Consider the following 25,196-nt stretch of genomic DNA (forward strand, 5'->3'; position numbering starts at 1 on the left):
GGGGCCATATGACGGGCGAAATGGAAGCGGCGGCGGCGGACTCCGTCACCGCGTTCTTCAAACGGCGCGGGAAGCACGCCTTCGAGGGCGTCGGAAAGCCGTGCGCCAACTGCGGAACTTCGCTGGAAGGACCGTACTGTCACGCCTGCGGCCAGAACGCCGACACCCACCATCGCTCCATCGGCCACCTGATCTGGGAAGCCATCGAGGGAATGTTCCACCTCGACGGTCGCCTGGCCCTGACCCTGCCGGCCCTGTTCCTGAAGCCGGGCGGACTGGCCAAGGACTACATGGAAGGCCGGATCGTGCGGCACGTGCCGCCGTTCCGCACCTTCCTGGTGGCCCTGCTGCTGTTCATCTTCGCGGCCGAGCACGCGATCCACGCCTCGCAGCATCACGCCGAGGAGGAGGCTCACAAGCGCGCCGAGCTGCTGGCCACGCCGCAAGGCCGCGCCGCCGAGGGCGCCCGGCTGCGCGCCGAGGCCGCCAAGGACCGTGACGCCGCGCTGAAGGAGGCGGTCCAGGACCGCGACTCCACCCTGGCCGAAGCCGCCGTCGACCGCGACGCCGAGCTGAAGGATCGCGACGAGGACCGCGTCAAGGTTCTGGAGCGCTATCAGAAGGACGTCGGCAAGGCGGCCGCAGACTATCAGGAAGCCGTCGCCAAGACCCAGGCCGCCTACGCCCGGACCATCGCCGACGCCGATCTTCTGGCGGCCGGCAAGCTGCCGGAGGGCATGGGCCTGACGCCCGAGGAGAAGCGCAAGGCCGAGGCGGCGAAGATCCGGAGCCTGTCGTTCAACGGCGGCGGCGACGCACCTTCGGTGACGATCCACGACGACGGCCACGTCTCCACCGGCGCCACGCCGCTGCCGCCGGAAGCCCAGGCCGCCATCGCGGACGCCAAGGCCAAGGGCCACGATCCGGCCAAGACCGGCGACTGGCTGCGGGAGAACATCGCCAAGGCCCGCGAGAATCCTGAGTTCTACCAGCTGGTGCTGTTCACCTGGGGCCACCGCATGGCGGTCCTGCTGCTGCCGATCGTCGGCCTGGCCCTGACGCTGGTCTATCGCAACAAGCCCCGGTTCTTCATCTACGACCACCTGCTGGTGGCGATGAACCTCTTGTCCTTCGCGTTCCTGACCAACGCCCTGGGCCTGGTCCTGCCTGACGCCCTCAAGTCCTGGTGGTTCGGGCTGCTGGTGTTCTGGACGCCCGTGAACCTGTTCCAGACCCTGCGGGGCGCCTACGGCTCCAGCATTGTCGGCGCGGTCCTCAAGACGCTGATCGTCTGGTGGGCCACCGTGTTTTCCTTCTCCCTCCTGCTCGTCGGCCTGGCGCTCCTGGCCCTGGCCCAGATCTAGGATTTTCGCTTTGATCTCGTCCGTCCTGATCGCCAATCGCGGCGAAATCGCCCGTCGGATCATCCGCACCGCCCGCGAGCTGGGCGTGCGGACGATCGCGGTCTATTCCGAGGCGGACGCCCAGGCGCCGTTCGTGATGGAGGCGGACGTCGCCATCCTGATCGGCCCGGCCCCGGCCCGCGAGAGCTACCTGGTCCCGGAAAAGATCCTCGCCGCCGCCCGCCAGACCGGGGCGGAGGCGATTCATCCGGGCTACGGCTTCCTGTCCGAGAACGCCGACTTCGCGCAAGGCGTGATCGACGCCGGCCTGGTCTGGATCGGTCCGCCGCCCTCGGCGATCCGCGCCATGGGCCTGAAGGACGCCGCCAAGCGGGTGATGATCGAGGCCGGCGTGCCGACCACCCCCGGCTATCTGGGCGAGGACCAGACGCTCGAGCGCCTGGCGGCCGAGGCGGCCAAGATCGGCTTCCCGGTGCTGATCAAGGCCGTGGCCGGCGGCGGCGGCAAGGGCATGCGCAAGGTCGACAAGGCCGAGGACTTCGCCGCCCTGCTGGCCTCGTGCCAGCGCGAGGCCAGCGCCAGCTTCGGCGACGACCGGGTGCTGCTGGAAAAGTACGTCACCCGCCCGCGCCATATCGAGGTGCAGGTGTTCGGCGACAGCCAGGGCAATGTCGTCCACCTGTTCGAGCGCGACTGTTCGCTGCAGCGCCGCCACCAGAAGGTGATCGAGGAAGCCCCGGCCCCCGGCATGGACGAGACCACCCGCGCCGCCGTCTGCGGGGCGGCGGTCAGGGCGGCCCAGGCGGTGGGCTATGTCGGGGCCGGCACGGTGGAGTTCATCGCCGACGCCAGCGAGGGCCTGCGCGCCGACCGCATCTGGTTCATGGAGATGAACACCCGGCTGCAGGTCGAGCACCCGGTCACCGAGATGATCACCGGCCAGGACCTGGTCGAGTGGCAGCTGCGCGTCGCCTCGGGCGAGCCCCTGCCGCTGGCCCAGGACGAGATCGAGATCGACGGCTGGGCCATGGAGGCGCGCCTCTATGCCGAGAATCCGGCCACGGGCTTCCTGCCCTCGACCGGTCCGCTGACCCACTTTCGCCTGCCCGAGGGCGACGTGCGGGTCGACAGCGCGGTGGAGGAGGGCGGCGAGGTCACCCCGTTCTACGACCCGATGATCGCCAAGCTGATCGCCCACGGCGTCGACCGCGAGGACGCCGCGGCGCGCCTGGCCGAGGCTTGCCGCCTGGTCGAGGTCTGGCCGGTCAAGACCAACGCCGCCTTCCTGGCCCGCTGCGCCAGCGATCCGGACTTCATCGACGGGGCGGTGGACACCGGCTTCATCGAGGCGCGGCTGGACGATCTGACCCGGCGCGCGTTTTCCGACGCTCCGACCCTGGCGGCGATCGGCCAGCGACTGGAGACGTTCATGGAGGCCGACCAGCCTCGCGCCGACCCCTGGGCCAGCGCCCCGTCGCGCCTGCTGGGCTTCCGGATGAACGCGCCGCGCGCGGCGATGACCCTGCCGCTGACGGTGGACGGCAAGCCGACGCCGCTGCGCGTGGCGCTTGCGGGCGGGAAAGGCGACGACTGGTCGTGGGACATCACGGTCGAGGACGGCCGGCCACTGGGCGACGTCGACGTCCTGCCCGCCACCTACGGCGACGACCCGCTCTATGTGTTCGAGGGCGGGGACGTCCGCGAGTTCGACTTCACCTACCAGGCCGGCGGCGCCCACGCGGCCGCCTCGGACGGCGCGATCCTGTCGCCGATGCCGGGCAAGATCGTCTCGGTGGCCGTCGAGGCCGGCCAGGCGGTGGTCAAGGGCCAGACCCTGCTGACTCTTGAGGCCATGAAGATGGAGCACGCCCTGGCCGCGCCGTTCGACGGCGTGGTCGCCGAGCTGTCGGCCGTGGCTGGCGGCCAGGTCAGCGAAGGCGTGGTGCTGGCGAAGCTGGAGCCGGTCGTCGCGTCCTAGGGGCGCCCGGCGTTCGCGGTGCGTGGTCCTCGTCCTTCGACAGGCTCAGGATGAGGACCCATGTTGAGGCCTTGGCGTTCGAAAACCTCATCCTGAGCTTGTCGAAGGACGAGGTTTTCGCTCCCGGTCTGCATGGCTCTTTCCTCGGACGCCTGACGCCCCTAAGTACCGCGCCCATGCCCCTGCACATCATCAAGCTGGTCGTCGGCTGCGACACCATCGACGAACTGGTCGCCTGGCACGCCGAAGCCGACCGTCCGTGGATCATGCACACCCGCATGACGCCCAAGCGCATCGATGAGGTGCTGGACGGCGGCTCGCTGTACCGGGTGATGAAGGGCCAGATCCTGTGCCGCCAGGCCATCCTGAAGATCGACACGGTCGGCGAGGGCCAGGCCTCGCGTTGCGAGGTGACGGTCGACCCGACCATCGTCCGCGTCGCCCCCACCCCCCGGCGGCCCTTCCAGGGTTGGCGCTACCTGAAGCACGAGGACATCCCGCCCGACCTGACCGAGGCCGAGGCCGCCGAGATGCCGGCCGACCTGGCGCGACAGCTACGGGAGTTGGGGGCTTGGTAGGGCGGTAGGGGCGGACTGCTTCTGGCGCAGTACAGCCAGCCGCGGAACTTCCTATCGGCAGGCTGGGGCGTCGTAAAACATCCCCTCAATGTGGCGCCGCCGGGCGTCTAGAGCATCGTGCGTTTAATGGGACGCATACCCTGCCGCCTTGAAGTAGTTCCAGCATTCCTGGGGCTCGTAGAGCTTGCAGATGTCGCCGACGGCCTTCCAGAGGTCGTTGAAGGTGCGGGCGTTGGCGGCGCGTAGATGCGCCTTGAGTTTGGAGAAGGCCATCTCGATCGGGTTCAGGTCGGGCGAGTAAGGCGGAAGGAACAGGAACCAGGCCCCTCGCGCCTTAAGGGCCTGGGCGGCCTTTGGCCCCTTGTGAGCGGCCAGGTTGTCGAGAACCACGGCGTCGCCAGGGCTCAGGGTCGGCGCCAAGTTGGGTCTCGACATAGGCGTCGAACGCGTCGCGGTTCATCGCGCCGTCCGGAATCCAGGGCGCGGTCAGCCCCGCGCATCGCAAGCCGGCGATGAAGGTCTGGGTTCTCCAGCGGCCGAACGGCGTGTCCGCCGCCAGGCGATGGCTGCATAGGCTGCGACCGCGCAGCCGGGTCATCTTGGTGGTGACGGCCGTCTCGTTGATGAACACCAGCCGCGCCGGCTGTCGGCGCATGGCGGGCTGACGATGTTGGGTCCATTCCCTACGGCGTTCACGCACCGCCGCGCGTGCGCGCTCCGACGCCATCAGGGCTTTTTTTATATGTGAACCCCGCCGCGCCAAGCACCCGCGACAGCGAACCGGGGTCCGCCACCACCCCGCGCTGTGTCTCCAGCAAGCTGGCCAGTTGCGGCAAGGTGATATCCGGCTTGGCTTCCTGCTCGATCAGGGACGCCCGATGCGCCGCCAGCTTGCCCCCTTCCGGCGGTCGCCCCTGCCGCGCCGGCGCACAAGACCCCGCGCCAAAAGCTTCACCGCGCAGCTGTCGCTGACGCCAAATCGTTTCGCCGCCCCGCGACGCGATCCTCCCTCCGATACCTAGCCGACGATCCGGTCGCGAAGATCCCCAGAGTAGCTCCTGCCCATGATCCACCTCCAACCAAGGTGAATCATGCTTCGCCCAAACTCGGAATCCCTTCGATTCCGGTTTCACGCACGATGGTCTAGCCTCGGCGAATCTAGAATCGTGCGGACATCCTCAGCGCGATTGTCCTTGGTCTAGGCGGGGTGATGATCTCATCGCGGGTGATCAGGAACGGATTGCCGAACGAGAAGCTGTTGGGGCGGGCGCCGAACGGATTGTCCAGCGTCGCGGCCAGGGTCCAGCGCCCGGCTTCCAGGCTCGCGACCCCGCGCAGTCCCAGATATTCGCCCATCTCGTGCATGCTGCTGGCGTCGAAGGTCACGTACGAAGCCCCGACATAGGTCGCCTGGCCTTGCAAGCGCAGGGTCCGGTCGCCGGACAAGGCGCGGTGATAATCGACGCCGAAGCTCGTCGAGACCCGTGACACGCCTGGCAGGCGCGCGTCGTCGCGCGAGTCGAAGTCGAGATTCTGCCGCGTGATCTCGGGATCGTTCAGCAGGGCGGCGGCCCGCAGGTCGATCTGATCGTTCAGGCGAAGCGCGCCTTCGACCTCGACGCCGCGATTGTCGCCGTTGCCGATATTGGCCGTGTAAGCCGTGCCGTCGGCTAGGTACTGGTCGCTCTGCACGGACTCCCAGGTCGCGTAGAAGACAGCAACCCGACCCTGGAGGCGGTCGTCCCACGCGCGCAGTTTGGCGCCGATCTCATAGTTCCAAAGCTCGTCGGCCTGGTAGCGGCGCGCCGGCGAGCCGGGACCGTCGAAGATCTGGCCGATCCGGCCTGCGGTGTTGAACCCGCCAGGCCGGTAGCCCTCGGCGGCCTGGGCGTAGAACAGCAGGCCGGGCCGGGCGTCGTAGCTGAGCAGGACTTTCGGGGACAGGCCGGTGGCGTCGTCCGCCTCGCTGAACGCCCGTTGTCCGGCGGCCTGGACGACGACCGAGTCGGTATCGAACCGGAAGTCGAACCAGCGCAGGCCGGCGGTCGCCGACAGGCGCTTGGTGGCGTCGAGGGTGACCTCGCCATAGAGCGCGGTCTCGTTGATCTTGTCGCGTCGCCGCTCCGCATAGGCGGTCTGGCCGACGGGCTGGAGATCGTGCAGCAGGCTGTGAAGCTGGGTTGCGCCGGTCGAACCGAACGCGCCGACCAGGCCGTGCAGCCGATGATCGCTGGGACTCGCGTAGGTGACCTCCGCCACCGTCAGGTCAATGGCCTTTTCGTCGTCCAGGGTGGCCGGCGCGGCGGCCAGGCCGTAGAGCGTCGATACCGTGGTGGCGTCGTACCGGCTGTTGAAATGGTGCGACAGACGCGCGACCGAGCCGGTCACCCGGCCCCAGGCGCCCTCGCCGGCCAGGGTCAGCGAGACGTGTTCGAAATCGTTGTCGTGGGGTTCGCGCGCCGGATTGTCGCGCAGATAGGGTCCCAGTCGGCGCAGGCCATATTGGGTGTCGGCGTTGTTGATCCACTGGGTCGTGACGCCCAGGGTCGCCGTCCAATGGGGCGAGAGCGCAGCGCGGAGACTGGCGCGCACCCCGTCCCGCTGGGAGCCGTTGACGCGCTTGAGCCCCAGGGTTGGATTGGCGATGTAGCCGTCCTGGCCGTCGCTGTAGGCCACGACCCGCAGGGCCGCTCGGCCCGGCGCTAGCGGGATATTGGCCATCGCCTCCATCTCGTCGCCGCCGCCGCCGTTCCAAGTATACGACAGGCCGCCCATGACGCTGGCTTGGTAACGGTCGAGGTCGGGCTTGCGGGTGGCGACACGCAGGACGCCGCCGAGAGACCCGCCGCCATAGAGTGTGCCCTGCGGACCGCGCATGACCTCGACCCGCTCGATGTCGGCCAGGCGCAGGTCGGGATCCGGGGCGCTGTAGGTGATCGGCACGTCGTCGAGATAGAGCGCGACCATCGACTGGGCCTGACCGGTGAAGGCGCCGTCTGACAGGCCGCGCAGCAGGATCTTATCGCGGCCGGGGCCCAGGTTGGTCACGGTCATGCCGGCGACCTGTCCCGTCAGATCGGAGAGGCTGGTCAAGGTCTCGCGCGACAGTGTCGAGCCGGACACCACCGAGATGGCGTAGGGGGTGCGCCCAGGCAGGTTGGGATAGCGTTGGGCCGTGACGACCACCTCGCCCAGACCCAGGCTGGCGGGCGGGGCGACGACAAGTGCATGGCGGGGGCGGGGCGGGGCGGCCCGGTGGATCAACACGGTCCGCGGATCGGGCATCGTGTAGCCACACCCGCTGTGGGCCAGGATCCGGTCCAGCGCGCCCCGGGGCGTCATCCGGCCGTAGAGGGCCGGCGAGGCCCCGGAGCAGGCGTCCAGGTCGCCGCCCAGCGACAGGTCAGCCTGAAGCGCGAAATCGATCAGGGCGGCGTGAGCGGCCTTGGCTGGAATCTGCAGGCGCACCGAGGCGCCCGGATCCTGCGCGTGCGTCGCGCCGCCGGCCAGGCCGGCGATCAGCACGATGGGCCACGCGCGACCGCGACGACGCGTGATCGACCTCTTGCGCCGCATCGTCAGAGTTGGGTCGGTCTGGCCTTGAGCAGGATCTCGCCCCCGCTGTGTTGACCGACGACCGGTGCGAACAGTTCCAGACGCCGGATCATCGCCGCTTCCTCATCGACCACTAGGACGCCGGTGACTTTGACCGAGGCGGCGCTGGGATCAACCCGTAGGGGCGTGGCGACGTAGCGATTCAGGTCGGCGACTACTTCGGCCAGGGGCGTCTCGCGATAGACCAGCTTGCCGGTCTTCCAGGCGAAAGCGGCGTCCGGATCGGTCGCGCGCACCAGGGAGGTCGCCGAACCTCGGGTATGGATCAGTTGCTGGCCCTTGGCCAGGCGGACCGCGCCGTCCGGCCCGCCGGAAACCTGCACCAGGCCTCGGCGCACGGTAATGGCCAGGCGGTCGTCATGGCTGAGGATGTTGAACTCGGTGCCCAGCACGCGGACTTCGCGATCGCCGGCGGCGACCACGAACGGGCGGTTCTCCAGGTGGGCGACGTCGAAGCTGGCCTCGCCGTCGACCAGCGTCACGTCGCGCTCGGCCCGGGTCAGGCGCACACGCAGGGTGGTGGCGCCGCCCAGGGTCAGCCGCGAGCCGTCGGCCAGGGCCACTTCGCGGGTTTCGCCGCGCTTGGTCGAATAGTCGGTAAAGGTCGGGCGCGTCAGTTGCGGTAAGATAGCGACGACCACGGCGGCGGCCGCCGCGGCGGTGGCGAGGCCAATCCAGACCCAGCGGCGGGCGGGCGGCTTGGCCGACGGCTTAGGGCGCGGCGCGAAAGCCACGACGGTCTCGGCTGGGGCAGGGGCGGTGATCTGTTCGGCCGGAAGGTCTTCCAGTTCGACCCACATCGCCTCGACCGCGTCATAGGCCGCCGCGTGGGCGGGATCGGCCTCCAGCCAGGCCTGGAAGGCGGTCCAGTCCTCCAGACCGGCGTCACCCTGCAGGCGCGCGAACCAGTCGCTCGCCGCTTGCTGGATGGGATCGGTGGTGACGGACTGGGTCATCGACGGGTTGTGCTTCCTTGTCGCCGTGCGGAAGAAGAGGCCTGCCACAATGACGCCATGACCGAGAAAGCCCCTCCTCGGTTCTTCGTGGGGTGATGCGGAAATGCCACACTCATCGCCCGACCCTTTTGACGAGATGGCTCAGCGCGAGGCTGACATGCTTCTCGACCGAGCTTCGAGAAATGCCCAGGCGGGCGGCGGTCTCGACGTGGGTCAGGCTCTCGAACTTGTGCAGGCGGAAGATCTGCTGGGTCTGGGGCGACAGGGTCTTCAGCGCCTCGGTGATCTTTTCTAGGCGCTGGCGGGCGATGACGGCGCTCTCGGCGTCGGGCTCTTCTGCGACATCCAGGGCCCCCACTGCGGTGTGGTGGGTCCGGCGCCATTCGTCGTCGCGGGCGCCGGCGCGCTTGGCGCGGCGTAGGCGGTCCAGCATCAGGTTCGAGGCGAGGCGGTAGAGATAGGCGGGTGGGTTGTCGATCGTCTCGCCGGCGACCGCCTGGACCTTCAGATAGAGCTCCTGGACCAGATCCTCGACGTCGGCTCGGCTGCCCAGGCGCGCCTGGAAGAACCGCCGCATGTCCTCGCGCCGCTCCAGATAGGCGGCCGCGAGCGGGGAGAGGTCCTGCAGGTCCTCCATCGTCAGCCGTGCGCTCGCGCGCCGCGCCGGACGGGCGCGACACAAGAAGACGGACTGGACGTGTCGGTGACTATCACGGGGACGAACGGCCCGGGCTGGAGGGACTCGGCGGGGCTAAAAGACATCGCCCGACGGCGGCATCAAGGCAAGGCTCGCGGGGCGTCGCTGGACCCGGCGAAAAATCGGTGAGGGGACGGAATACACACGGCGTCATTGGCTCGAACGGCGCGGGGGCGTCTGGAGCTAAGTCGGATTGATGCGGATATTTTGCGATTTCGACGGGACGATCGCCAGGGTCGACACCACCGACCTGGTGCTCACCCGTCTGGCCGACCCCGCCTGGGAAGACCTGGAAGACCGCTGGACCCGAGGCGAGATCACCGCCGCCGAGTGCATGCGCGGCCAGGTCGCCCTGATCGGTGGCGACGACGCGGCGCTGGACGCCGTGCTCGACAGCGTGGAACTGGCCGACGGGTTTCCTGAGTTCGTCGCCTGGTGCCAGGCCAACGCCGTGCCGCTGACCGTGGTCAGCGACGGGGTCGATCACTTCATCGCCCGGATCCTGGGACGTCACGGCCTGAGCCATCTGCCGGTGATCGCTAACCGCCTGGTCGGCAACGCCGAGACCGGCCGCCGCCTGGAGCAGCCCTGGTCGCGGGCAGGCTGCGCGGCGGGCTCCGGGGTGTGCAAGTGCCAGGTCGCGACCAAGGCCGACGAGCGCGACCTCGCGTCCGGCGATCTGATGGTCTTCGTCGGCGACGGGCGGTCGGACTTCTGCGTCTCCAATCGCGCCGGCCTGCTGTTCGCTCGCGACAAGCTGGCCGACTACGCCCGCTCGCGCGCCATGCCGCACCACGAATTTTCTGACTTCCACATCATCACGACGACGCTCGCGGCCGCCCACGGCCGCCTGGCGCGCCGCGCCGCCATCTGACCGGAGTTCCCCGAATGTATGACGCCGAACACGCCGTCCTCGACGAGGCCGTCCTGCGCGAGCTCGAGGCCCAGTACTGCTCCTATGGCGACACGGTCCACTACCTGCCCGATCCGAAGTTCTTCGACGGCTGCGAGGGCTCGTTCATGTACGACGCCCAGGGACGCCAGTTCCTGGACCTGCAAATGTGGTACTCGGCCGTCAATTTCGGCTACCGCAATCCGCGCCTGAACGCCGTCGCCCACCGTCAGCTCGACACCCTGCCGCAGGTGGCCAGCCAGTACCTGCACCGCGAGAAGGTCGAGCTGGCCGCGATGATCGCGCAGGACGCCGAGCGGAAGTTCGGCCGCAAGGGGCGCGTCCATTTTAACGTCGGCGGCGCCCAGGCGGTCGAGGACTCGCTGAAGCTGGTGCGCAACGGCACGGGCGGCAAGTCGCTGATGTTCGCCTTCGAGGGCGGCTATCACGGCCGCACCCTGGGGGCCTCGGCGATCACCTCGTCGTACCGCTATCGCCGTCGCTTCGGCCACTTCAGCGATCGCGCGCAGTTCATCGAATTCCCGTACCACTTCCGCGGCCCCAAGGGCATGACCAAGGAAGAGTACGGCCACGACTGCGTGCAGAAGTTCGCCCGCCTGTTCGAGACCGAATACAACGGCGTGCTCGACACCAAGACCGGCCAGGCCGAGTACGCGGCCTTCTATATCGAGCCGATCCAGGGCACCGGCGGTTACGTTATTCCGCCGCCCAACTTCTTCAGCGAGCTGAAGAAGATTCTCGACCAGCACGGCATCCTGCTGGTGGTCGACGAGATCCAGATGGGCATGTGGCGCACCGGCAAGCTGTGGTCGATCGAGCACTTCGGCGTCCAGCCCGACGTGCTGGTGTTCGGCAAGGCGCTGACCAACGGCCTCAATCCGCTGTCGGGCGTCTGGGCGCGCGAAGAACTGATCAACCCTGAAATCTTCCCGCCGGGCTCGACCCACTCGACCTTCAATTCCAACCCGATGGGCACGTCGGTGGCGCTGGAGACCCTGCGGATGACGCACGAGGTCGATTACGGCGCCCAGGTCCTGGAGAAGGGCGCCTACTTCCTGGAAGGCCTGAAGGACCTCCAGAAGCGGTGGCCGCAGATCGGCGACGTCGACGGCCTGGGCCTGGCCCTGCGCGCCGAGATCTGCGAGGCCGACGGCTTCACCCCCAACAAGGCCCTGCTCAACCGCATGGAAGCCGAGGGGATGAAGGGCGACATCGAGATCGACGGCAAGCGCTACGGCCTGATCCTCGACGTCGGCGGCTACTACAAGAACGTCATCACCCTGGCGCCCTCGCTGGAGATTACCAAGGACGAGATCGACCTGGCGCTGAAACTGCTCGACGCCGTCCTGCGCCGCTGCGTGGGTTGACGGTTCGATGCGCCCGGTCTTCCTGAACCTCGACAACGCCCTGGATGCGCAACACGCGTTGCGTGGCCGAGGCGGCCTGACGGTCGAGGCCAGGGACCTTGGGCCGGCGCTGCGCCTTTGGAGTCGGGCGCCGGCCCTAGCCGCCTTGTCCGCCCGGCTGCGCGATCAGGCGGCGTCGGCGGCGGGGCCGGATTTGGTCTTCGCCGGATCGGGCGATTTCCACCACGTCACACCGCTGCTGATTGAACGGGCCGTTGCGGCCTGCGGCGCAAGGGCGGTGACGGTCGTCCACTTCGACAACCATCCCGACTGGGTGCGGTTCGAGAACGGTCTGCACTGCGGGTCGTGGGTCGGGCATGCGGCGCGAACGCCGGGCGTCGCCAAGGTGATCACGGTCGGGGTCTGCAGCAGCGACATCGACCGGCCGGAGACCAAGCGGGCCGACCTGTCCCTCGTCTCTGAGGGACGCGTCGAACTCTATCCCTACCGCGCGCTGGACGGCGGACCGATCCTGCGGGTCGGCGACCGCAACTGGCCGTCGATGACGGCGATGGGGCAGGAGGGGTTCATCAACCTGCTCGCCTCGCGGATCGAGACCGACGCCGTCTACATCACGATCGACAAGGACGTGCTGCGCCCCGACGACGCGATCACCAACTGGGACCAGGGACAGCTGTCCCTGGCGGCGTTGGAGCGCCTCGTCCGCGCCGTGGCGGAGCGGGCGCGGGTGATCGGAGCCGACGTGGTCGGCGACTGGTCGCAGCCGCGCTATGGACCAGACCTGCTGTCGAACCTGTTGAAACGCGGCGAGGCGTTCCTCGATCAACCCCGGGGCGGCGTGCCGGGCGACCAATCGCGGACGAACGAGGCGACCAACCTGCGCCTGCTGTCGCTGTTCGCCGAGGTGACGTCGTGAACGCCGCCCTTACCGCCACGAGCGCCGGCCTGCTGGCCTTCTGCATCGTCACCGAGATCGGGCGCGAACTGAGCTTCAAGGTCGCGTCGGACGGTGCGGACGGTCGGGCGGACTATCTGGTCGCCCTGGCGGTCCAGCCGATGCTGTGGGCCGGGATCGTCTTCTGGTTCGTCGAGATGGTGGCCTGGGTGCTGGTGCTGGAGAGCACGCCCCTGGGCCTGGCCTTTCCGATCATGACCCTGACCTACGCCGGCGTGCCCCTGGCCGGCACGCTGATCCTCAACGAGCGCCTGACCCCCATCCAGATCGCCGGCGCGGTCCTCGTCGCCGGCGGCGTGACGTGCGTGGGGCTGTCAGGCCTGTGACCTCATCCAACCCCGGAGCGAGCGCCATGACGCCGCCAGACTTCCGCCTTTCCGATTTTCGACTTCCAAGACGCTCCAAAGGCCTGATGGCCTGGACATCTTGGGACCTGATCCCCGTCGCGGCCGCCGCGGCGCACTTGACCTTCGTGGTCTGGATCGTGGTCGGTTCAGCCAACCGGCCCTGGTGGGGCCAGCTGTTGTGCGGCTTCGGCTACGCCCTGGCGATCAGCTGGAACGTCAACGGCGTCTCGCACAACTTCCTGCACACACCGTACTTCCGGTCCAAGGCCCTGAACCGCGCCTTCTCGCTGCTGGAGTCGGTGGCCATCGGCTTTTCCCAGACCTTTTACACCTGGGTTCACCTGCGCCACCACGAGGGCAACAGCGACCGGCCGGGACCGGACGGCCAGACCCGCGATTGGCTGTCGATCTATCGCTACGGCAAGGACGGCCGGCCCGAGAACGTCTGGTCCTACGTGTTCCTCGGCTTTTTCCGAGACAGCGGCGGCTCGGTCTACCGGGCCCTGAAGGCCCGGGGCCGCGAGGACGACGCGCGTTGGGGCCGGATCGAACTCTTCGCGGTGGCGACCTTTGCTGTCGGCATGGCCGTGATCGACTGGCGCGCGGTGCTGTTCCTGCTGCCGTTCTACTATCTGGGCGAAAGCCTCTCGCAGCTGAACGGCTATTACGAGCATTTCAACGGCGATCCCGACACGCCGATCGCCTGGGGCGTCTCCAGCTACGATCCGATCTACAACCTCACCTGGTTCAACAACGGCCACCACGCCGAGCACCACTATCGGCCGGCCGTCCACTGGACGCGGCTGCCGGCGCTGCGTCGGGCCTTGGTCGAGCAGCAGGCGGCGCATGGCGTCCACGTCATTGGCCCCGCCCACGCCCTCGGCTTCCTGGCCCGCGCCAATCGCCGACCGCGCGGCGTGGAAGGGGCGGTGCGCCGATGAGCGTCCAGCCCCTGCGATTGGCCGGCCGATCTGGCCATGGCGTCCTGCTGATCCATGGCCTGACCGGCGCCCCGGCGGAGATGAAGCCCCTGGCCAAGCGCTTGGCGCGACGCGGCTTCGAAACCCACGCGCCTCTGTTGCCCGGCCATGGCGCTGATGAGGCGACCCTGTTGCGCACCACCTGGCGCGATTGGCTGGAAGGTCTGGTCGAGGCGTATGACCGGTTCGCCGCCGAGGTCAACACGGTGTCGGTGGCCGGCATCTGCGTGGGCGGCGCGCTGGGTCTGCTGCTGGCGGCTGAGCGGCCCGCCATCCACGCCGCCGCGGTCTATTCGATGACCTTCGAGTACGACGGCTGGAACATGCCCCGCTTCGCCGTGGCCGCGCCGGTGATCCAGCTGGTCGCCAACCTGCCGGGCGTGCGCCGCCTGGCTTGGGCCGAGACCCACCCCTTCGGCTTGAAGGACGAGCGCCTGCGGGGCCTGGCCGAGCGTGCGCCGGACGGCCTGATTGAAGGGGCCATCGACCGGCTGCCTCTGGGCGCCCTCTACCAGATGTACCGCATGGGCCGGCGGCTGGAGCGGATCGGCAAGGCCATCGAGACGCCCACCCTGATCCTGCACGCCCGAGACGACGACATGAGCCACCCGCGCAACGCCTATCGGTTGGAGAAGGCCTTGGGCGGACCCACGCGCCTGCAACTGCTCGACGACAGCTATCACATGATCCACGTCGACCAGGAGCGCGACCGGGTCGCGGCCCTGACGGCGGCCTTCTTCGACGGCGAGACGCCCTACGCGGCCGAGCGTCTGGACCTGAAGTCCCATGCTTGAGACCCGGGTCCTGACCACGCTGGACGACTTGCCGCGCGGCCAGTGGGAGGCGCTGTTCGGCGGCGCGTTGGAAAGCTTCGACTATCTGCGCGCCATCGAGGGCGCGGGCCTGGCCGGCTTCGAGTGGCGCTACGTTCTGGCCCATCGCGACGGACGGTTGGTCGGGGCGATCCCGGCTTTCATCACCGACTACCGGCTGGAGACCACCTTCGAGGGCGCGGGCCGGCGGATCGCCGAGCGGGTCCGCCGCCTGGTCCCGGGGGTGATGACGCCCAAGCTGGCCTGCCTAGGCTCGCCCTGCACCGAGACCGCCACGGTCGGCTTCGCGCCGGACTTGGCCGACGCCGAGCGTCCCGCCGTCCTGGCGGCGCTGGTCCGCGCTTTCGGGCAGGAGGCCGCCCGGTCAGGATGCGCCCTGTCCGGCGTGAAGGACGCCGACCACGCCCAAGCCGGGCTCTGGGCGGAGGCCATGGGGCAGGGCGGCTACAGCGCCGTGTCGGGCCAGGCGATCGCCGATCTGGACATCCATTTCCCGACCCTCGACGCCTATCTGGAGCGGCTCTCCAGCGGCGTGCGCAAGGACATGCGCCGCAAGCTGCGGTCCCGTTCGAAGGTACGGATCGAGCTGCGGAACGAGCTGGGCGCCGACCTGCCTCGGGCCATGGACCTGTATCGTCAGACCCTGGCGCGGGCCGAGGCCCAGCTGGAGACCCTGACCCCGGCCTTCTTCACCCAGGTGGCGGCACGGATGCCGGGCAGGGCGGTCTTCGTCCTCTACTACGTCGGCGGCGACCTGCTGGCCTTCAACCTTCTGCTCGAGGACGGCGAGGTGCTGCTGGACAAGTTCTTCTGCATGGAGGTCGAGCGCGGCCGCGCCCATAACCTCTATTTCCTCAGCTGGTTCTACAATCTCGAACGGTGCCTGGCGCGAGGCCTCAAGCGCTATCGCAGCGGCCAGGCCAATCTCGGCGACAAGGTGCGTCTGGGCAGCCGGCTGACCCCTGCCGCCATGTACTTCCGTCATCGCAACGGCCTGCTGAACGGCGCCCTGCGCGCCTTGGCGCCGCTGGTCATGGGCGACCCGCTGGAAGGGCTGGCCGCATGACCGCCGTCGCCGCTCGCCCCCGCCGGCGGCTGGCGCCCATGGTGCTGTTCGCCATCCTGCCGCTGCTGACCCTGGGCTACCAGATCGCCGCCAAGGCCTCGGCCGCCCATCTTGCCGATGTTCGCTTCGACGCCGCTTGGCTGCTGGCCGCCGCCCGGCTGCCCAGCGTCCAGATCCTGCTGGTCTGTGAGGTCGCCAGCTTTGTCGCCTGGATGACGGTGCTGTCCGAGATGCCTCTGAGCGCGGCCTTTCCGCTGTCGGCCGTCAGCTACGTGCTGATCATCGCCGCCAGCGCGTTGGTCTTCCACGAGCCCGTGGGCCCGCTGCAGGTGGTGGGCAGCCTGGCGATCCTGACCGGCGTCTGGCTGATCGGCCGAGGCGGCCGCGACCCGCCCGCGGGCCCGACCGCATGACCGGGCTGGCGCTAAAGACACTGCTGTTCGACTGGCGCCGGTTCGCGCCGGCCGCCGTGGCCGTCGGCTTCTCGGGACTGCTGGTTCTGCTGCAGGCCGGCCTGATCCTCGGCGTGTTTTCCCTGGCCAGCGTCTATGTGACCAAGTCCTCGGCCGATCTCTGGGTCGGGTTCCCCGGCGTGCAGAGCATCGACCTGGGGCGACCGATCGGCGGGGCGACCGAGCTCTTCCTGCGCGCCGACCCGCGGGTCGCCCAGGTCGAACCCTTCTATTGGGGTTCGGGCGAGTGGCGCACCAGCCGCCATGGCATGGTCAATGTCTACATCGTCGGCCTGAACCCGGCGCCCGACGCGATGGTGCTCTCGCAAGTCCTGCCGACCGACCTGCGCGCCGCGTTGGGCGAGCCGGACGCCGTGCTGGTCGATCGGGCGGATCTGCGCAAGCTGGAGACCGCCGTCGGTGGCCTGGCCGAGATCAACGGCCATCGAGTGCGGATCGTCGGCGTCACGGACGGCCTGCGCGCCCTGGGCGGCGTCAACGTCATCGCCTCCGCAGCCACGGCCCGTCGGCTGGACCCGGCCATCGGGAACGGGGAGGGCGCGGCCTATTTCACCGCCCGCCTCAACGACCCGGCCCAGGCGTCGAGCGCAGTGTCCGACTTGCGGACCGTGGGACGTCAGCGCGGCTTCGAGCCCATGGCCAGCAAGACGTTCGCCGACCGCAGCGTCCGCTACTGGCTGGGCGAGTCCGGCGCGGGCGTGGCCTTCGTGTTCGGCAGCGCCGTGGCGATCCTGGTGGCGGTGATCGTCACCAGCCAGACCCTGGCGGCCGCCGTCGCCGCCTCGCTCAAGGACTACGCGGCCTTGCGCGCCCTGGGTTTCACCATCGGCGCCCTGCGCGCGATCGTGCTGGCCCAGACGGCCTGGATTGCGGCGGCGGGCGTGATCCTGGCCGGCGTACTAGCCGCGATCCTGGCGGTGGTCGCGCGGTGGGAGGCTACGCCGCTGATCATGACCGCGCCGATGGTCGCCGGAGCGGCCGGCCTGGTGGCGCTGGTCGCTTTCGGCTCGGGCCTGTGGGCGCTGCGCCGTGTCGCGCGGGCCGATCCGGCCGCGCTGCTTCTGTGAGGTTTCGATGATGCTCCGCCACGCGCCCAAGGGCGGCCGTGCCCTCGTTCCCGTTCTATTGGCGACCGGCGCCTTGCTGGCGGCCTGCCAGAAGGGATCCGACGCCGCCAGCGCCCAGAACCGCCCGACGCCGGCCGCTGTCGCCCGGGGCGTGATCGCGGTCGAGGGCGGGCTGATCCCGGTTGCCGCGCCGCGCGATGGCCTGATCGCCCAGATCAGCGTGGAGGAGGGCACCCACGTCGATCGCGGCGCGGTGCTGGCCCAATTGGACACGGAGCGGGACGCCCTGCTGGCCGCGCAGGCGCGGGCCGAGACCGCTCAGCAGAAAGCTGCCTGGCGCGGCGCTCAGGCGAGGGCGGCGGCCGCTCAGGGCGAGGCCGCGCGTCTGGCGCGTCTGGCCTCCGCCGACGCAGCGACCCGGCGCGAAGCCGAGCAGGCCCGGCAAGCGGCGACGGCGGCGGCGGCCCAGAGCGACGAGGCCGCGCGGGCCGTCGACGTGGCGCGGGCCCGCCAGCGCCTCGCTGAACTGGAACAGACCGTCCGCACGGTTCGCGCCCCAGTCTCGGGCCTGATCCTGCGGCGCACGGCGGCGGTGGGCTCGGCGGCGGTGGCCGCTTCGGGGACGCCCCTGTTCGTCCTGGCGCCCGACGGGCCCCGGGTCGTCCGCGCCGAATTGGACGAGGCCTTCGTCGACCGGGTCATGCCCGGCGCGGTCGCCTGGGTGACCGACGCCAGCGGCGGCGGCCGGGTATTGAAGGCGCGGGTCCTGAGGATATCGCCGTCGTTCGAGGCCGCGGTTTTGGACGACCAGCCCGGCGCGCGCGCCGACGGCCGTGTCCTGCGCCTGATCCTGGCCTTCGACGAGCCCAACACCCTGCGCCTGGGCCAGCGTGTGCTAGCGAGGATCGGCGGATGATCGGGCGGATTCTGGCGGCGGTCCTGGCCGCGACGCCCACCGTGGCGGGCGCGGCCCCTCAGGTCGCGCCTCCCACCTCGCCGCCGGCCTGGGCGGCGACCCTCGACGATCCGGTGCTGTCCGATCTGCTGGTCCGCGCGGATCAAGGCTCGCTGGACATCCGCGTGGCCCTGGCGCGGCTGGACAAGGCTCAGGCCGACGTCGCCCTGGCCCGCGCCGAGCGCCGGCCGCACCTGACCATCGGCGCGGAAGCCGCCGTGGGCGGGGCCGACTTCTCATCCAGCAGCGCCGGGGCCGGCGCGCCCGTGGCCGGCAGCTACGAGGTCGACCTGTTCCGCCGCCTGAAGAGCCGGCAAGGCGCCGCCGAGGCCGACAAGGTCGCGGCCGAGCACGATGTCGCCGCCGCCCGCCAACTGGTGCTGGCCGAGGTGGCGCGGACATATGTGACCTTGCGCGCCGATCAGGAGCATCGCGCGGCCGCGACGGTCAGGGCGGAGCTGGCTCGACAGGCGCAGGACCTGCTCGGTCGCCGGGCCTCGGAGGGCGTGATCCTGGCCGAGGCGGTGACCACGGCGCGGACGGCCCAGGCTCAGGCCGATGCCGACCTCCAGCGCGCGGCGCATGCCGTTGATGCCGACCGCTGGCGACTTGGCCTCCTGCTCGGCCAGGACGCCCCCATCGACGAACCCGCCTATGGCGGCGACGAGATTCCGGCCACGCCGTTGATCGCCACGGCGGAGTCGGACGCCGTCCTGGCGCGTCCCGCCATCCGGGCGGCTTACGCCCGCTTACAAGCCGCCGACGCCCGCGTGGCCGAAGCGGTCGCCGCGTCGCGCCCTCGTTTCACCCTGATGGCCGGCATCGGGTCCGGCGACCCGGATCTGCTGTACCTGCTGGACGTCCGCGCCCTGGCCTGGGCGATCGCCGGCGGCCTGACCCATGAGCTGCTGGACGGCGGCGCGGCCAAGGCGCGCAAGCAAGGCGCCGAGGCCGAGGCGAGGCTGGCGGAACTGGCCTATCGCAAGGCGGTGGGGCAGGCCTGGGGACAGGTCCGGCTGGACCTGGCCGTGCTGCAGGACGCCGCCGCTTCCGAATCCGTGGCGAAGAAGGCGTGGACCCGCGCCGTCGTGGCGTTCGGAACGGGGCAGACCCGGCATCAGGACGGCGACATCGACGCCATGGCGCTGGCCGCGCTGGAGGCGCGGGCCATCGAGGCCGACGTGGCGCTGACCAACGCCCAGGCCGCCCGCGCCCAGGCCTATGTCGACCTGATGCTGACCCTGGGCGGGCGCGCGGCATGAGCGTCTCCCTCCGCGCCGAGGCGGTGCGCAAGCACTATGGCGAGGGCGTCCAGCGGATCGACGCGCTGCATCCGGTCAGCCTGAGCTTGCGGCCCGGCGAACTGGTCATGATCACGGGACCGTCCGGCTCCGGGAAGTCGACGCTGCTGGCGATCCTGTCGGGTTTGCTGAGCCCCGACGCGGGGTCGGTCGAGGCTCTGGGCAAGGCCCTGGCGCCGATGAGTTCTGATCAGCGCGACCGTTTCCGGCTGGCCCATTCCGGTTTCGTCTTCCAGGGCTTTCACCTGCTGCCGGCGCTGACCGCTAGCGAGCAGGTCGAAATTGTCCTGCGGCGATTGGGAGCGTCGGCGCGGGAGGCGAGAGCTCGCGCGGCTCACGCCCTGGCGGCGGTGGGACTGGAGCGGCGGATGTCCAACCGGCCCGGCGAGATGTCGGGCGGCGAGAAGCAGCGTGTCGCGATCGCCCGCGCCCTGGCCAAGCGGCCGGCCCTGATCTTCGCCGACGAACCGACCTCGGCCCTGGATTCCGAGAACGGGCGGCAGGTCGCAGCGCTCCTACGGACGGAAGCGCACGCCAGCGGCGCCACCGTGGTCTGCGTGACCCACGACTCTCGGCTAGCCGACCAGGCCGATCAGGTGCTGCGCATGGAGGACGGTAGGATGCTGGCCTGACCGCCGGCAAATCGGTGAGGGCGGCGCGGTCGCGCGGCGTCATTGGGCCAGATCCCTCGCAGGAGCATCGCGCCATGACCGACGCCCTTTTCGCCCATGCCTTCCTGACCGACGAAGACGTCGCCGACCTGATCTCCAGCAAGGCGGGCCTGGCTCGCTACGTCCTGCAGCGTCCCGCGCGGATCTGCGACCTCCGGCTCCCGTTGGAGGCCTATATGGCGGTGTTGGTCGAGATCGAAGACCATTTCCATGTCGAGATCGGCGACCTGGTGGGCGCCGACTGCGCTACGCTCGGCGCGCTGATGGACCGGCTCAAGGCCTGCGTGGAACATCCCGCCGTCGAGCCGCGCCAAGCGGCCTGAAAAATCGGTGAGGGGGTTTTCGAAGCCTGGCGTCGTTGGACCATGCGGATCGGCTTCCTCTTTAATCACGACCAGGTCCATCAGGTGGCCCACAGCCTGCCCATCGCCCTGGCCCTGGCCCGTGGCGATCGAGACTTGGAGATCGTGGTCGCCACGACCAATCGCCGGCTGACCGCGGAGGTCATCCGGTTGGGCGGCGGCCTGATCGGCCACGGCGTCGACCTGGTCGAGCTGGGCCTGACAAGGCGCTCATCCAAGTTTCTGGCCGCCACCACCGAGGCCGTGCTGCCGGCGACCAAGCTGCTGGTCTACCGCGACAACCTCGCCTTCTTCCGGTCGCTCGACATCCTGGTCGTCGCCGAGAAGACCTCGCTGATCCTCAAGACCCGCTATGGTCTCAAGGACCTCAGGATCGTCCATACCCGACATGGGGCCGGCGACCGCGCCATCGGCTTCGACAAGGCCAGCGCCGGCTTCGACCACGTGCTGGTCTCCGGCCGCAAGATTCGCGACCGCCTGATCCACGAGACCGGTGTCGATCCCGGCAAGATCTCGACCGTCGGTTATCCCAAGTTCGACCTGCGGCCGGCGCAGGGCGTGACCCATCCGCTGCACGACGACGGCCGACCGGTGGTGCTCTACAACCCGCATGTCTCGCCACACCTGTCGTCCTGGTACGAGGCCGGCCGCCAGGTGCTGGACTGGTTCGTCGAGCACGACGACCACCACCTGATCTTCGCGCCGCACGTCATGCTGTTCGAGCGACCGTTCGTGGCGACGATCGACAAACTACGGCTCGACCGCGCCGGGCGGATCGACGAGCGCTATCTGCGAGCGCCCAACATCCACATCGACCTGGGCAGCCGCGCCTCGACCACCATGGCCTACACCCAGCGGGCCGATCTCTATCTCGGCGACGTCAGCAGCCAGGTCTACGAGTTCCTGCTGCAGCCCCGGCCGTGCGTGTTCCTCAACACCCACCGCTTCGACTGGAGCGGCGACCCCAACTTCGGCCATTGGCGCGCCGGCCCGGTCATCGAGGACGTCGCGGACCTGGGGGCGGCCATGGATCGCTCCCGCCGGGAGCACGAGACTGTGTGGCGGCCGGTGCAGGAAGTCCTGTTCGACGAAAGCTTCGACCTCACGGACGAGCCGTCGGCGCAGCGCGCGGCGCGCGCCGTGGCCCGGTTCGCCGGCTTGCCGTGGCCCGATCCCGTGGCGCGTCCGGCGATCGCGACGCACGACCTGGCGCGAACCGGGACGGGAGCGTTCTGATGCGCATCTTCTACGTGATCAATTCGGTCGAGGGCGGCGGCGCGGCCCTGCCCGTACCGGCCGTGGCCAAGGTGCTGCAGCGCCTCGGCGCGAAGGTCGAGGTCCTAGCCCTGATCCGGCGCGACGGCCGGGCCCTGCCGCCGATGACCCGTCAGGGGCTGGAGGTCCATGTCCGCCCCGGCGCGGAGAAGGACCACATCGCCGCCCTGGCCTGGCTCGACCGGATGGTCGTCGAGGGGCGACCGGACCTGCTGTGGACCTCGCTCACCCGCGCCACCCTGCTCGGCCAGATCGTGGGACTGAGGCGGGGCGTGCCGGTCGTCAGCTGGCAGCACAGCGCCTACCTGAAGACCGCCAACCGCCTGCTCCTGCGCGCCACCCAGGGACTGTCGGACCTGTGGATCGGCGACTCCCACAGCGTCACGGCCCTGACCGCCTCGCGGTTGAAGGTGAAGGCCGATCGGCTGACCACGTGGCCGTTATTCGCCGCCGATGAGACGGCGCCTCAGGCCACGCCCTGGCGACCGGGCCAAACCCTGCAACTGGGCGCCCTGGGGCGGCTTCATCCGGCCAAGGGCTACGACTTGCTGATCAAGGCCCTGGCCCATCTGCGCGCCAGCGGTTTCGTCTCGCCGACGCCGTTCGAGGTGCGGATCGCGGGCGAGGGGGCTCAGCGCGAGCTCCTGCAGGGGATGATCGACCAAGCCGGGCTGGACAACGTCCGGCTCACCGGCTTCTGCGAGGCGCCTCGCGAGTTCCTGGCCGGTCTGCATCTTTATCTCCAGCCCTCGCGGCGGGAAGGCCTGTGCGTGGCGGTGCACGAGGCGATGCAGGCTGGTCTCCCATCCCTGGTCACGGCCGTCGGCGAGATGCCCTACAGCGTGGTTGACGGCTTGACCGGCCGGGTCGTGCCGCCTTGCGATTCCGAGAAACTGGCCAAGGCGCTGAGGCAGATGCTATCGGCGCCGCGCAAGCTGGCGGCCATGGGCGAGCGCGCGCGATCCCGGGTGCTGGAGCGGTTCGGCCGAGCTCATTTCGAAGCCACCGGCGCGGAAATCTTCGCCCGTCTGCCGGTTCGGCGCGAGGTCCTGGTTCCCGCGGTCGCGAGCGCGGCCTCGTGAGCCTGGCCGTCTGGGCGCTTCGAATGGCGCTTTCACCGTTGGTTCGACGGGGCGCCCTGGCCGTGGTTTCGCCTTCGGGCGAGCGTCTGACCTTCGGTGACGGCGCCGGCGAGCCGGTCGTCGCCCACCTGACGGACAAGGCGGCCGTCTGGGCCTTGCTGCTGGACCCGGATCTGCGGACCGGCGAGCTCTTCACCGACGGCCGGCTGGTGATGGAGCAGGGGACGATCTACGACTTCCTCAGCCTGATCCTCGACAACGACGGGCAGGAAAATCCGTCGCCGATTGTCCAGGCCTTCGATCGCCTGCGCACCGCGACCCAGCTCTGGCGTCAGCGCAACGATCCGGGACGTTCGCGTCGCAACGTCGCCCACCACTACGATCTCGGTGACGACTTCTACGCCCTGTTCCTCGACCCGGACTGGCAATATTCCTGCGCCTATTTCGAACGCCCCGGCCAGAGCCTGGCGGAGGCTCAGCTAGCCAAGAAGCGCCACATCGCCGCCAAGCTGCTGCTGGAGCCGCATCATCGGGTACTGGACATTGGTTGCGGGTGGGGCGGGCTGGCGCTCTATCTGGCCCAGGTGGTCGACGTCGCCGAGGTTCTCGGCGTCACCCTGTCGGAGGAGCAGATCGCTCGCGCGAAGGAGCGGTCGCTGGCGGCAGGCATGACGGATCGGGCCAAGTTCGCCCTGACCGACTATCGCGCGGTCGAGGGACGGTTCGACCGCATCGTTTCGGTTGGCATGTTCGAGCATGTCGGTCTGGGCAATTACGAGACGTTCTTCCAGACCTGCCGCGAGCGACTGGCCGATGATGGGGTGATTCTGCTGCACACAATCGGCTGTTCCGACGAACCCAGCGTCACCAATCCCTGGATCACCCGCTACATCTTCCCCGGCGGTCATCTGCCGTCGCTGTCGGATATCCTCAAGGCGGTCGAGCGGGCCGGCCTGGTCGTGTCCGACATCGAGGTCCTGCGCCTGCACTACGCCGACACCCTGAGGGCTTGGCGGGAAGCCTTCATGGCCCGCCGCGATGAGGCGGCGGCGATGTTCGACGAGCGCTTCTGCCGGATGTGGGAATACTACCTGGCCATGTCGGAGACGGCCTTCCGCTACGAGCAGGTCGTCGTCTTCCAGCTGCAGCTGGTCCGACGGCAGGACAGCGTGCCGCGCACTCGCGATTATGTCGCCGGCGCTGAGGTCGATCTGCGGGCGCGGGAGAACGCGATCTCAAGTGAGGAGTTCAGCAGCAGCAAAGCTCAGCACCCTGAGAAGGCCCCGAGGCGGGACGCGAAGGACGCAGAGAGGTCGGCGATCCCCACTGGCGCCGACGCTCGGGAGACGAGTCATGAATGATCGGGCAACGGTCGCGCTGACCAAGGTTCCCGCCATCACCCTGGGATTTTGGATCATCAAGATCCTCTGCACGACCTTGGGGGAGACCGGCGGGGACAGCGTCTCGATGACTTGGCTAGGCGAAACAACAGCTGAAGCTGGCGCGACCGGCCTCAACGGCTACCTTGTCGGCACGCTGATCTTCGGCGTTCTGCTGATCGGGTTCATTATCGCCCAGATCAAGGCAAGGCGATTCAACCCCTGGCTCTACTGGGCGACCATCATCGCCTCGACAACCGCGGGCACCACCCTCGCCGACTTCTGCACGCGCTCCGTCGGCGTCGGATATCCCGGTGGTTCGCTGCTGCTCGCGGGCTGCGTCCTAATCTCGCTCTTCATCTGGCATCGTACGCTCGGCAGCGTCTCGGTGGACACCGTTACCCGCCCGTCCCAGGAGGTCTTCTACTGGATCATCATTACGTTTTCCCAGACCCTCGGCACGGCGTTGGGGGATTGGGCGGCGGACGGGGGCCTTGGTTATGGGGGCGGAGCGCTGCTCTTCGGCGTAGCGCTGGCGATACTGGCGGGCCTCTATCTCCTGACGTCGGTAAGCCGGGTCTTGTTGTTCTGGGCGGCCTTCATTCTGACTCGCCCGCTCGGCGCGACGCTCGGCGATTTCTTCGATAAGCCGCTGGACAAGGGAGGGCTGGACTTCAGCCGCCCGCTGGCGACCTTGCTCCTGGCGGTCGCTATTGTACTGCTGATCCTCTTGTTACCGCAGCATCCCGGCAAGCATCCGAAGGAAGAGCACGCCGCCTGAACTGGCCAGCAAACTGACACGTGGACATTGATGTTGCCTATTCCAATAGGCCGGGTCCGGAAATTGCCGGCGACGCCGGGGGCAGACGAAAGTGGATCCTTTCGAGCCCCTTGTATCTGGATCGCGGCTCGAAGGCGTGATGGCTTTGAGCTGTGAAGGGACCGGTGGCCACCGGTCCCTTCACGCGGCTCGCGGCGCCCG

At 69.2% G+C, this 25,196-nt stretch carries 23 protein-coding genes and 1 pseudogene; 20 read left to right on the plus strand and 4 right to left on the minus strand.

The annotated features are described in order from the left end of the window. Positions 1-8 precede the first annotated feature (8 nt). The 3 genes from EV278_RS22685 (at position 9) to EV278_RS22695 (ending at position 3,920) form a co-directional block, all read left to right on the plus strand. Positions 9-1,364 carry a DUF3667 domain-containing protein gene (locus tag EV278_RS22685; RefSeq protein WP_132096303.1) on the plus strand — a complete coding sequence of 452 codons (1,356 nt, stop codon included), beginning with the start codon at positions 9-11 and terminating at the stop codon, positions 1,362-1,364. Positions 1,365-1,374: 10 nt separating this feature from the next. Continuing rightward, positions 1,375-3,342 carry an acetyl/propionyl/methylcrotonyl-CoA carboxylase subunit alpha gene (locus tag EV278_RS22690; RefSeq protein ID WP_132096305.1) on the plus strand — a complete coding sequence of 656 codons (1,968 nt, stop codon included), beginning with the start codon at positions 1,375-1,377 and terminating at the stop codon, positions 3,340-3,342. A 176-nt stretch (positions 3,343-3,518) separates the two neighbouring features. Then, positions 3,519-3,920 carry a DUF1489 family protein gene (locus EV278_RS22695; RefSeq protein ID WP_132096307.1) on the plus strand — a complete coding sequence of 134 codons (402 nt, stop codon included), beginning with the start codon at positions 3,519-3,521 and terminating at the stop codon, positions 3,918-3,920. Between the two features lie 123 nt (positions 3,921-4,043). On the opposite strand, the pseudogene EV278_RS22700 reads toward EV278_RS22695, so the two are convergent. The 4 genes and pseudogenes from EV278_RS22700 to EV278_RS22715 form a co-directional block, all read right to left on the minus strand. Further along, positions 4,044-4,986, minus strand: a pseudogene (locus tag EV278_RS22700) (IS630 family transposase). Between the two features lie 92 nt (positions 4,987-5,078). After that, on the minus strand, positions 5,079-7,445 hold the full coding sequence (locus EV278_RS22705) for a TonB-dependent receptor (protein ID WP_243692300.1): 2,367 nt from the start codon (positions 7,443-7,445) through the stop codon (positions 5,079-5,081). A 53-nt stretch (positions 7,446-7,498) separates the two neighbouring features. Further along, positions 7,499-8,491, minus strand: a complete 993-nt coding sequence (locus tag EV278_RS22710; RefSeq protein WP_132096311.1) for a FecR domain-containing protein — start codon at positions 8,489-8,491, stop codon at positions 7,499-7,501. A 112-nt stretch (positions 8,492-8,603) separates the two neighbouring features. After that, on the minus strand, positions 8,604-9,128 hold the full coding sequence (locus EV278_RS22715; protein WP_132096313.1) for an RNA polymerase sigma factor: 525 nt from the start codon (positions 9,126-9,128) through the stop codon (positions 8,604-8,606). Positions 9,129-9,384: 256 nt separating this feature from the next. On the opposite strand from EV278_RS22715, the gene EV278_RS22720 reads away from it, so the two are divergent. From EV278_RS22720 to EV278_RS22800, 17 genes are all read left to right on the plus strand, one after another. Continuing rightward, positions 9,385-10,062 (plus strand): MtnX-like HAD-IB family phosphatase, encoded by a 678-nt coding sequence (locus EV278_RS22720; RefSeq protein WP_132096315.1) that lies wholly within the window; start codon positions 9,385-9,387, stop codon positions 10,060-10,062. 14 nt (positions 10,063-10,076) lie between these two features. Further along, positions 10,077-11,468, plus strand: coding sequence for an aminotransferase class III-fold pyridoxal phosphate-dependent enzyme (locus tag EV278_RS22725; protein WP_132096316.1), 1,392 nt, complete (start codon positions 10,077-10,079; stop codon positions 11,466-11,468). A gap of 7 nt (positions 11,469-11,475) precedes the next feature. Beyond that, positions 11,476-12,384 (plus strand): arginase family protein, encoded by a 909-nt coding sequence (locus EV278_RS22730; protein WP_132096318.1) that lies wholly within the window; start codon positions 11,476-11,478, stop codon positions 12,382-12,384. Beyond that, positions 12,381-12,749, plus strand: coding sequence for an EamA family transporter (locus EV278_RS22735; protein WP_132096320.1), 369 nt, complete (start codon positions 12,381-12,383; stop codon positions 12,747-12,749). Before EV278_RS22730 ends, EV278_RS22735 begins: the two co-directional genes overlap by 4 nt. Positions 12,750-12,835: 86 nt before the next feature. Continuing rightward, on the plus strand, positions 12,836-13,711 hold the full coding sequence (locus EV278_RS22740) for a fatty acid desaturase (protein WP_243692301.1): 876 nt from the start codon (positions 12,836-12,838) through the stop codon (positions 13,709-13,711). Beyond that, positions 13,708-14,544, plus strand: a complete 837-nt coding sequence (locus EV278_RS22745; protein WP_132096324.1) for an alpha/beta fold hydrolase — start codon at positions 13,708-13,710, stop codon at positions 14,542-14,544. The genes EV278_RS22740 and EV278_RS22745 overlap by 4 nt, the downstream gene beginning before the upstream one ends. After that, entirely contained in the window at positions 14,537-15,649 is a 1,113-nt protein-coding gene (locus tag EV278_RS22750) for a GNAT family N-acetyltransferase (protein ID WP_132096325.1), read from the plus strand. Before EV278_RS22745 ends, EV278_RS22750 begins: the two co-directional genes overlap by 8 nt. Continuing rightward, positions 15,646-16,062, plus strand: coding sequence for an EamA family transporter (locus EV278_RS22755; RefSeq protein ID WP_207905547.1), 417 nt, complete (start codon positions 15,646-15,648; stop codon positions 16,060-16,062). Before EV278_RS22750 ends, EV278_RS22755 begins: the two co-directional genes overlap by 4 nt. Then, positions 16,059-17,189 carry an ABC transporter permease gene (locus EV278_RS22760; protein ID WP_132096327.1) on the plus strand — a complete coding sequence of 377 codons (1,131 nt, stop codon included), beginning with the start codon at positions 16,059-16,061 and terminating at the stop codon, positions 17,187-17,189. Before EV278_RS22755 ends, EV278_RS22760 begins: the two co-directional genes overlap by 4 nt. 7 nt (positions 17,190-17,196) lie before the next feature. Then, positions 17,197-18,105, plus strand: a complete 909-nt coding sequence (locus EV278_RS22765) for an HlyD family efflux transporter periplasmic adaptor subunit (protein WP_132096329.1) — start codon at positions 17,197-17,199, stop codon at positions 18,103-18,105. After that, complete coding sequence (locus tag EV278_RS22770) at positions 18,102-19,406, plus strand: TolC family protein (RefSeq protein ID WP_132096331.1); 1,305 nt, start codon at positions 18,102-18,104, stop codon at positions 19,404-19,406. Before EV278_RS22765 ends, EV278_RS22770 begins: the two co-directional genes overlap by 4 nt. Beyond that, the gene (locus EV278_RS22775; protein WP_132096333.1) at positions 19,403-20,077 is read left to right on the plus strand and encodes an ABC transporter ATP-binding protein; all 675 of its coding nucleotides are present in this window, start codon (positions 19,403-19,405) and stop codon (positions 20,075-20,077) included. The genes EV278_RS22770 and EV278_RS22775 overlap by 4 nt, the downstream gene beginning before the upstream one ends. A gap of 74 nt (positions 20,078-20,151) precedes the next feature. Continuing rightward, on the plus strand, positions 20,152-20,439 hold the full coding sequence (locus EV278_RS22780; RefSeq protein WP_132096335.1) for a hypothetical protein: 288 nt from the start codon (positions 20,152-20,154) through the stop codon (positions 20,437-20,439). A 42-nt stretch (positions 20,440-20,481) separates the two neighbouring features. After that, a complete protein-coding gene (locus EV278_RS22785; protein WP_132096337.1) occupies positions 20,482-21,714 on the plus strand; it encodes a hypothetical protein in 1,233 nt (410 codons plus the stop codon). Further along, on the plus strand, positions 21,714-22,835 hold the full coding sequence (locus EV278_RS22790; RefSeq protein ID WP_132096339.1) for a glycosyltransferase family 4 protein: 1,122 nt from the start codon (positions 21,714-21,716) through the stop codon (positions 22,833-22,835). Before EV278_RS22785 ends, EV278_RS22790 begins: the two co-directional genes overlap by 1 nt. A gap of 23 nt (positions 22,836-22,858) precedes the next feature. Then, positions 22,859-24,196, plus strand: coding sequence for a cyclopropane-fatty-acyl-phospholipid synthase family protein (locus EV278_RS22795; protein ID WP_132096341.1), 1,338 nt, complete (start codon positions 22,859-22,861; stop codon positions 24,194-24,196). Further along, a complete protein-coding gene (locus tag EV278_RS22800) occupies positions 24,189-24,995 on the plus strand; it encodes a hypothetical protein (RefSeq protein WP_132096343.1) in 807 nt (268 codons plus the stop codon). The genes EV278_RS22795 and EV278_RS22800 overlap by 8 nt, the downstream gene beginning before the upstream one ends. Positions 24,996-25,196 lie beyond the last annotated feature (201 nt).

The organism is Caulobacter sp. BK020 (assembly GCF_004342605.1).
In the GTDB taxonomy this organism is placed as follows: Bacteria; Pseudomonadota; Alphaproteobacteria; order Caulobacterales; family Caulobacteraceae; genus Caulobacter.

Bases quoted from the DNA above. Each gene is read 5' to 3' on its own strand.
- EV278_RS22685 (WP_132096303.1), top strand. From the start codon at position 9: ATGACGGGCGAAATGGAAGCGGCGGCGGCGGACTCCGTCACCGCGTTC.
- EV278_RS22695 (WP_132096307.1), top strand. From the start codon at position 3,519: ATGCCCCTGCACATCATCAAGCTGGTCGTCGGCTGCGACACCATCGAC.
- EV278_RS22710 (WP_132096311.1), bottom strand. From the start codon at position 8,491: ATGACCCAGTCCGTCACCACCGATCCCATCCAGCAAGCGGCGAGCGAC.
- EV278_RS22715 (WP_132096313.1), bottom strand. From the start codon at position 9,128: ATGGAGGACCTGCAGGACCTCTCCCCGCTCGCGGCCGCCTATCTGGAG.
- EV278_RS22720 (WP_132096315.1), top strand. From the start codon at position 9,385: ATGCGGATATTTTGCGATTTCGACGGGACGATCGCCAGGGTCGACACC.
- EV278_RS22725 (WP_132096316.1), top strand. From the start codon at position 10,077: ATGTATGACGCCGAACACGCCGTCCTCGACGAGGCCGTCCTGCGCGAG.
- EV278_RS22730 (WP_132096318.1), top strand. From the start codon at position 11,476: ATGCGCCCGGTCTTCCTGAACCTCGACAACGCCCTGGATGCGCAACAC.
- EV278_RS22740 (WP_243692301.1), top strand. From the start codon at position 12,836: ATGGCCTGGACATCTTGGGACCTGATCCCCGTCGCGGCCGCCGCGGCG.
- EV278_RS22745 (WP_132096324.1), top strand. From the start codon at position 13,708: ATGAGCGTCCAGCCCCTGCGATTGGCCGGCCGATCTGGCCATGGCGTC.
- EV278_RS22750 (WP_132096325.1), top strand. From the start codon at position 14,537: ATGCTTGAGACCCGGGTCCTGACCACGCTGGACGACTTGCCGCGCGGC.
- EV278_RS22755 (WP_207905547.1), top strand. From the start codon at position 15,646: ATGACCGCCGTCGCCGCTCGCCCCCGCCGGCGGCTGGCGCCCATGGTG.
- EV278_RS22760 (WP_132096327.1), top strand. From the start codon at position 16,059: ATGACCGGGCTGGCGCTAAAGACACTGCTGTTCGACTGGCGCCGGTTC.
- EV278_RS22765 (WP_132096329.1), top strand. From the start codon at position 17,197: ATGATGCTCCGCCACGCGCCCAAGGGCGGCCGTGCCCTCGTTCCCGTT.
- EV278_RS22770 (WP_132096331.1), top strand. From the start codon at position 18,102: ATGATCGGGCGGATTCTGGCGGCGGTCCTGGCCGCGACGCCCACCGTG.
- EV278_RS22775 (WP_132096333.1), top strand. From the start codon at position 19,403: ATGAGCGTCTCCCTCCGCGCCGAGGCGGTGCGCAAGCACTATGGCGAG.
- EV278_RS22780 (WP_132096335.1), top strand. From the start codon at position 20,152: ATGACCGACGCCCTTTTCGCCCATGCCTTCCTGACCGACGAAGACGTC.
- EV278_RS22785 (WP_132096337.1), top strand. From the start codon at position 20,482: ATGCGGATCGGCTTCCTCTTTAATCACGACCAGGTCCATCAGGTGGCC.
- EV278_RS22790 (WP_132096339.1), top strand. From the start codon at position 21,714: ATGCGCATCTTCTACGTGATCAATTCGGTCGAGGGCGGCGGCGCGGCC.
- EV278_RS22795 (WP_132096341.1), top strand. From the start codon at position 22,859: ATGGCGCTTTCACCGTTGGTTCGACGGGGCGCCCTGGCCGTGGTTTCG.
- EV278_RS22800 (WP_132096343.1), top strand. From the start codon at position 24,189: ATGAATGATCGGGCAACGGTCGCGCTGACCAAGGTTCCCGCCATCACC.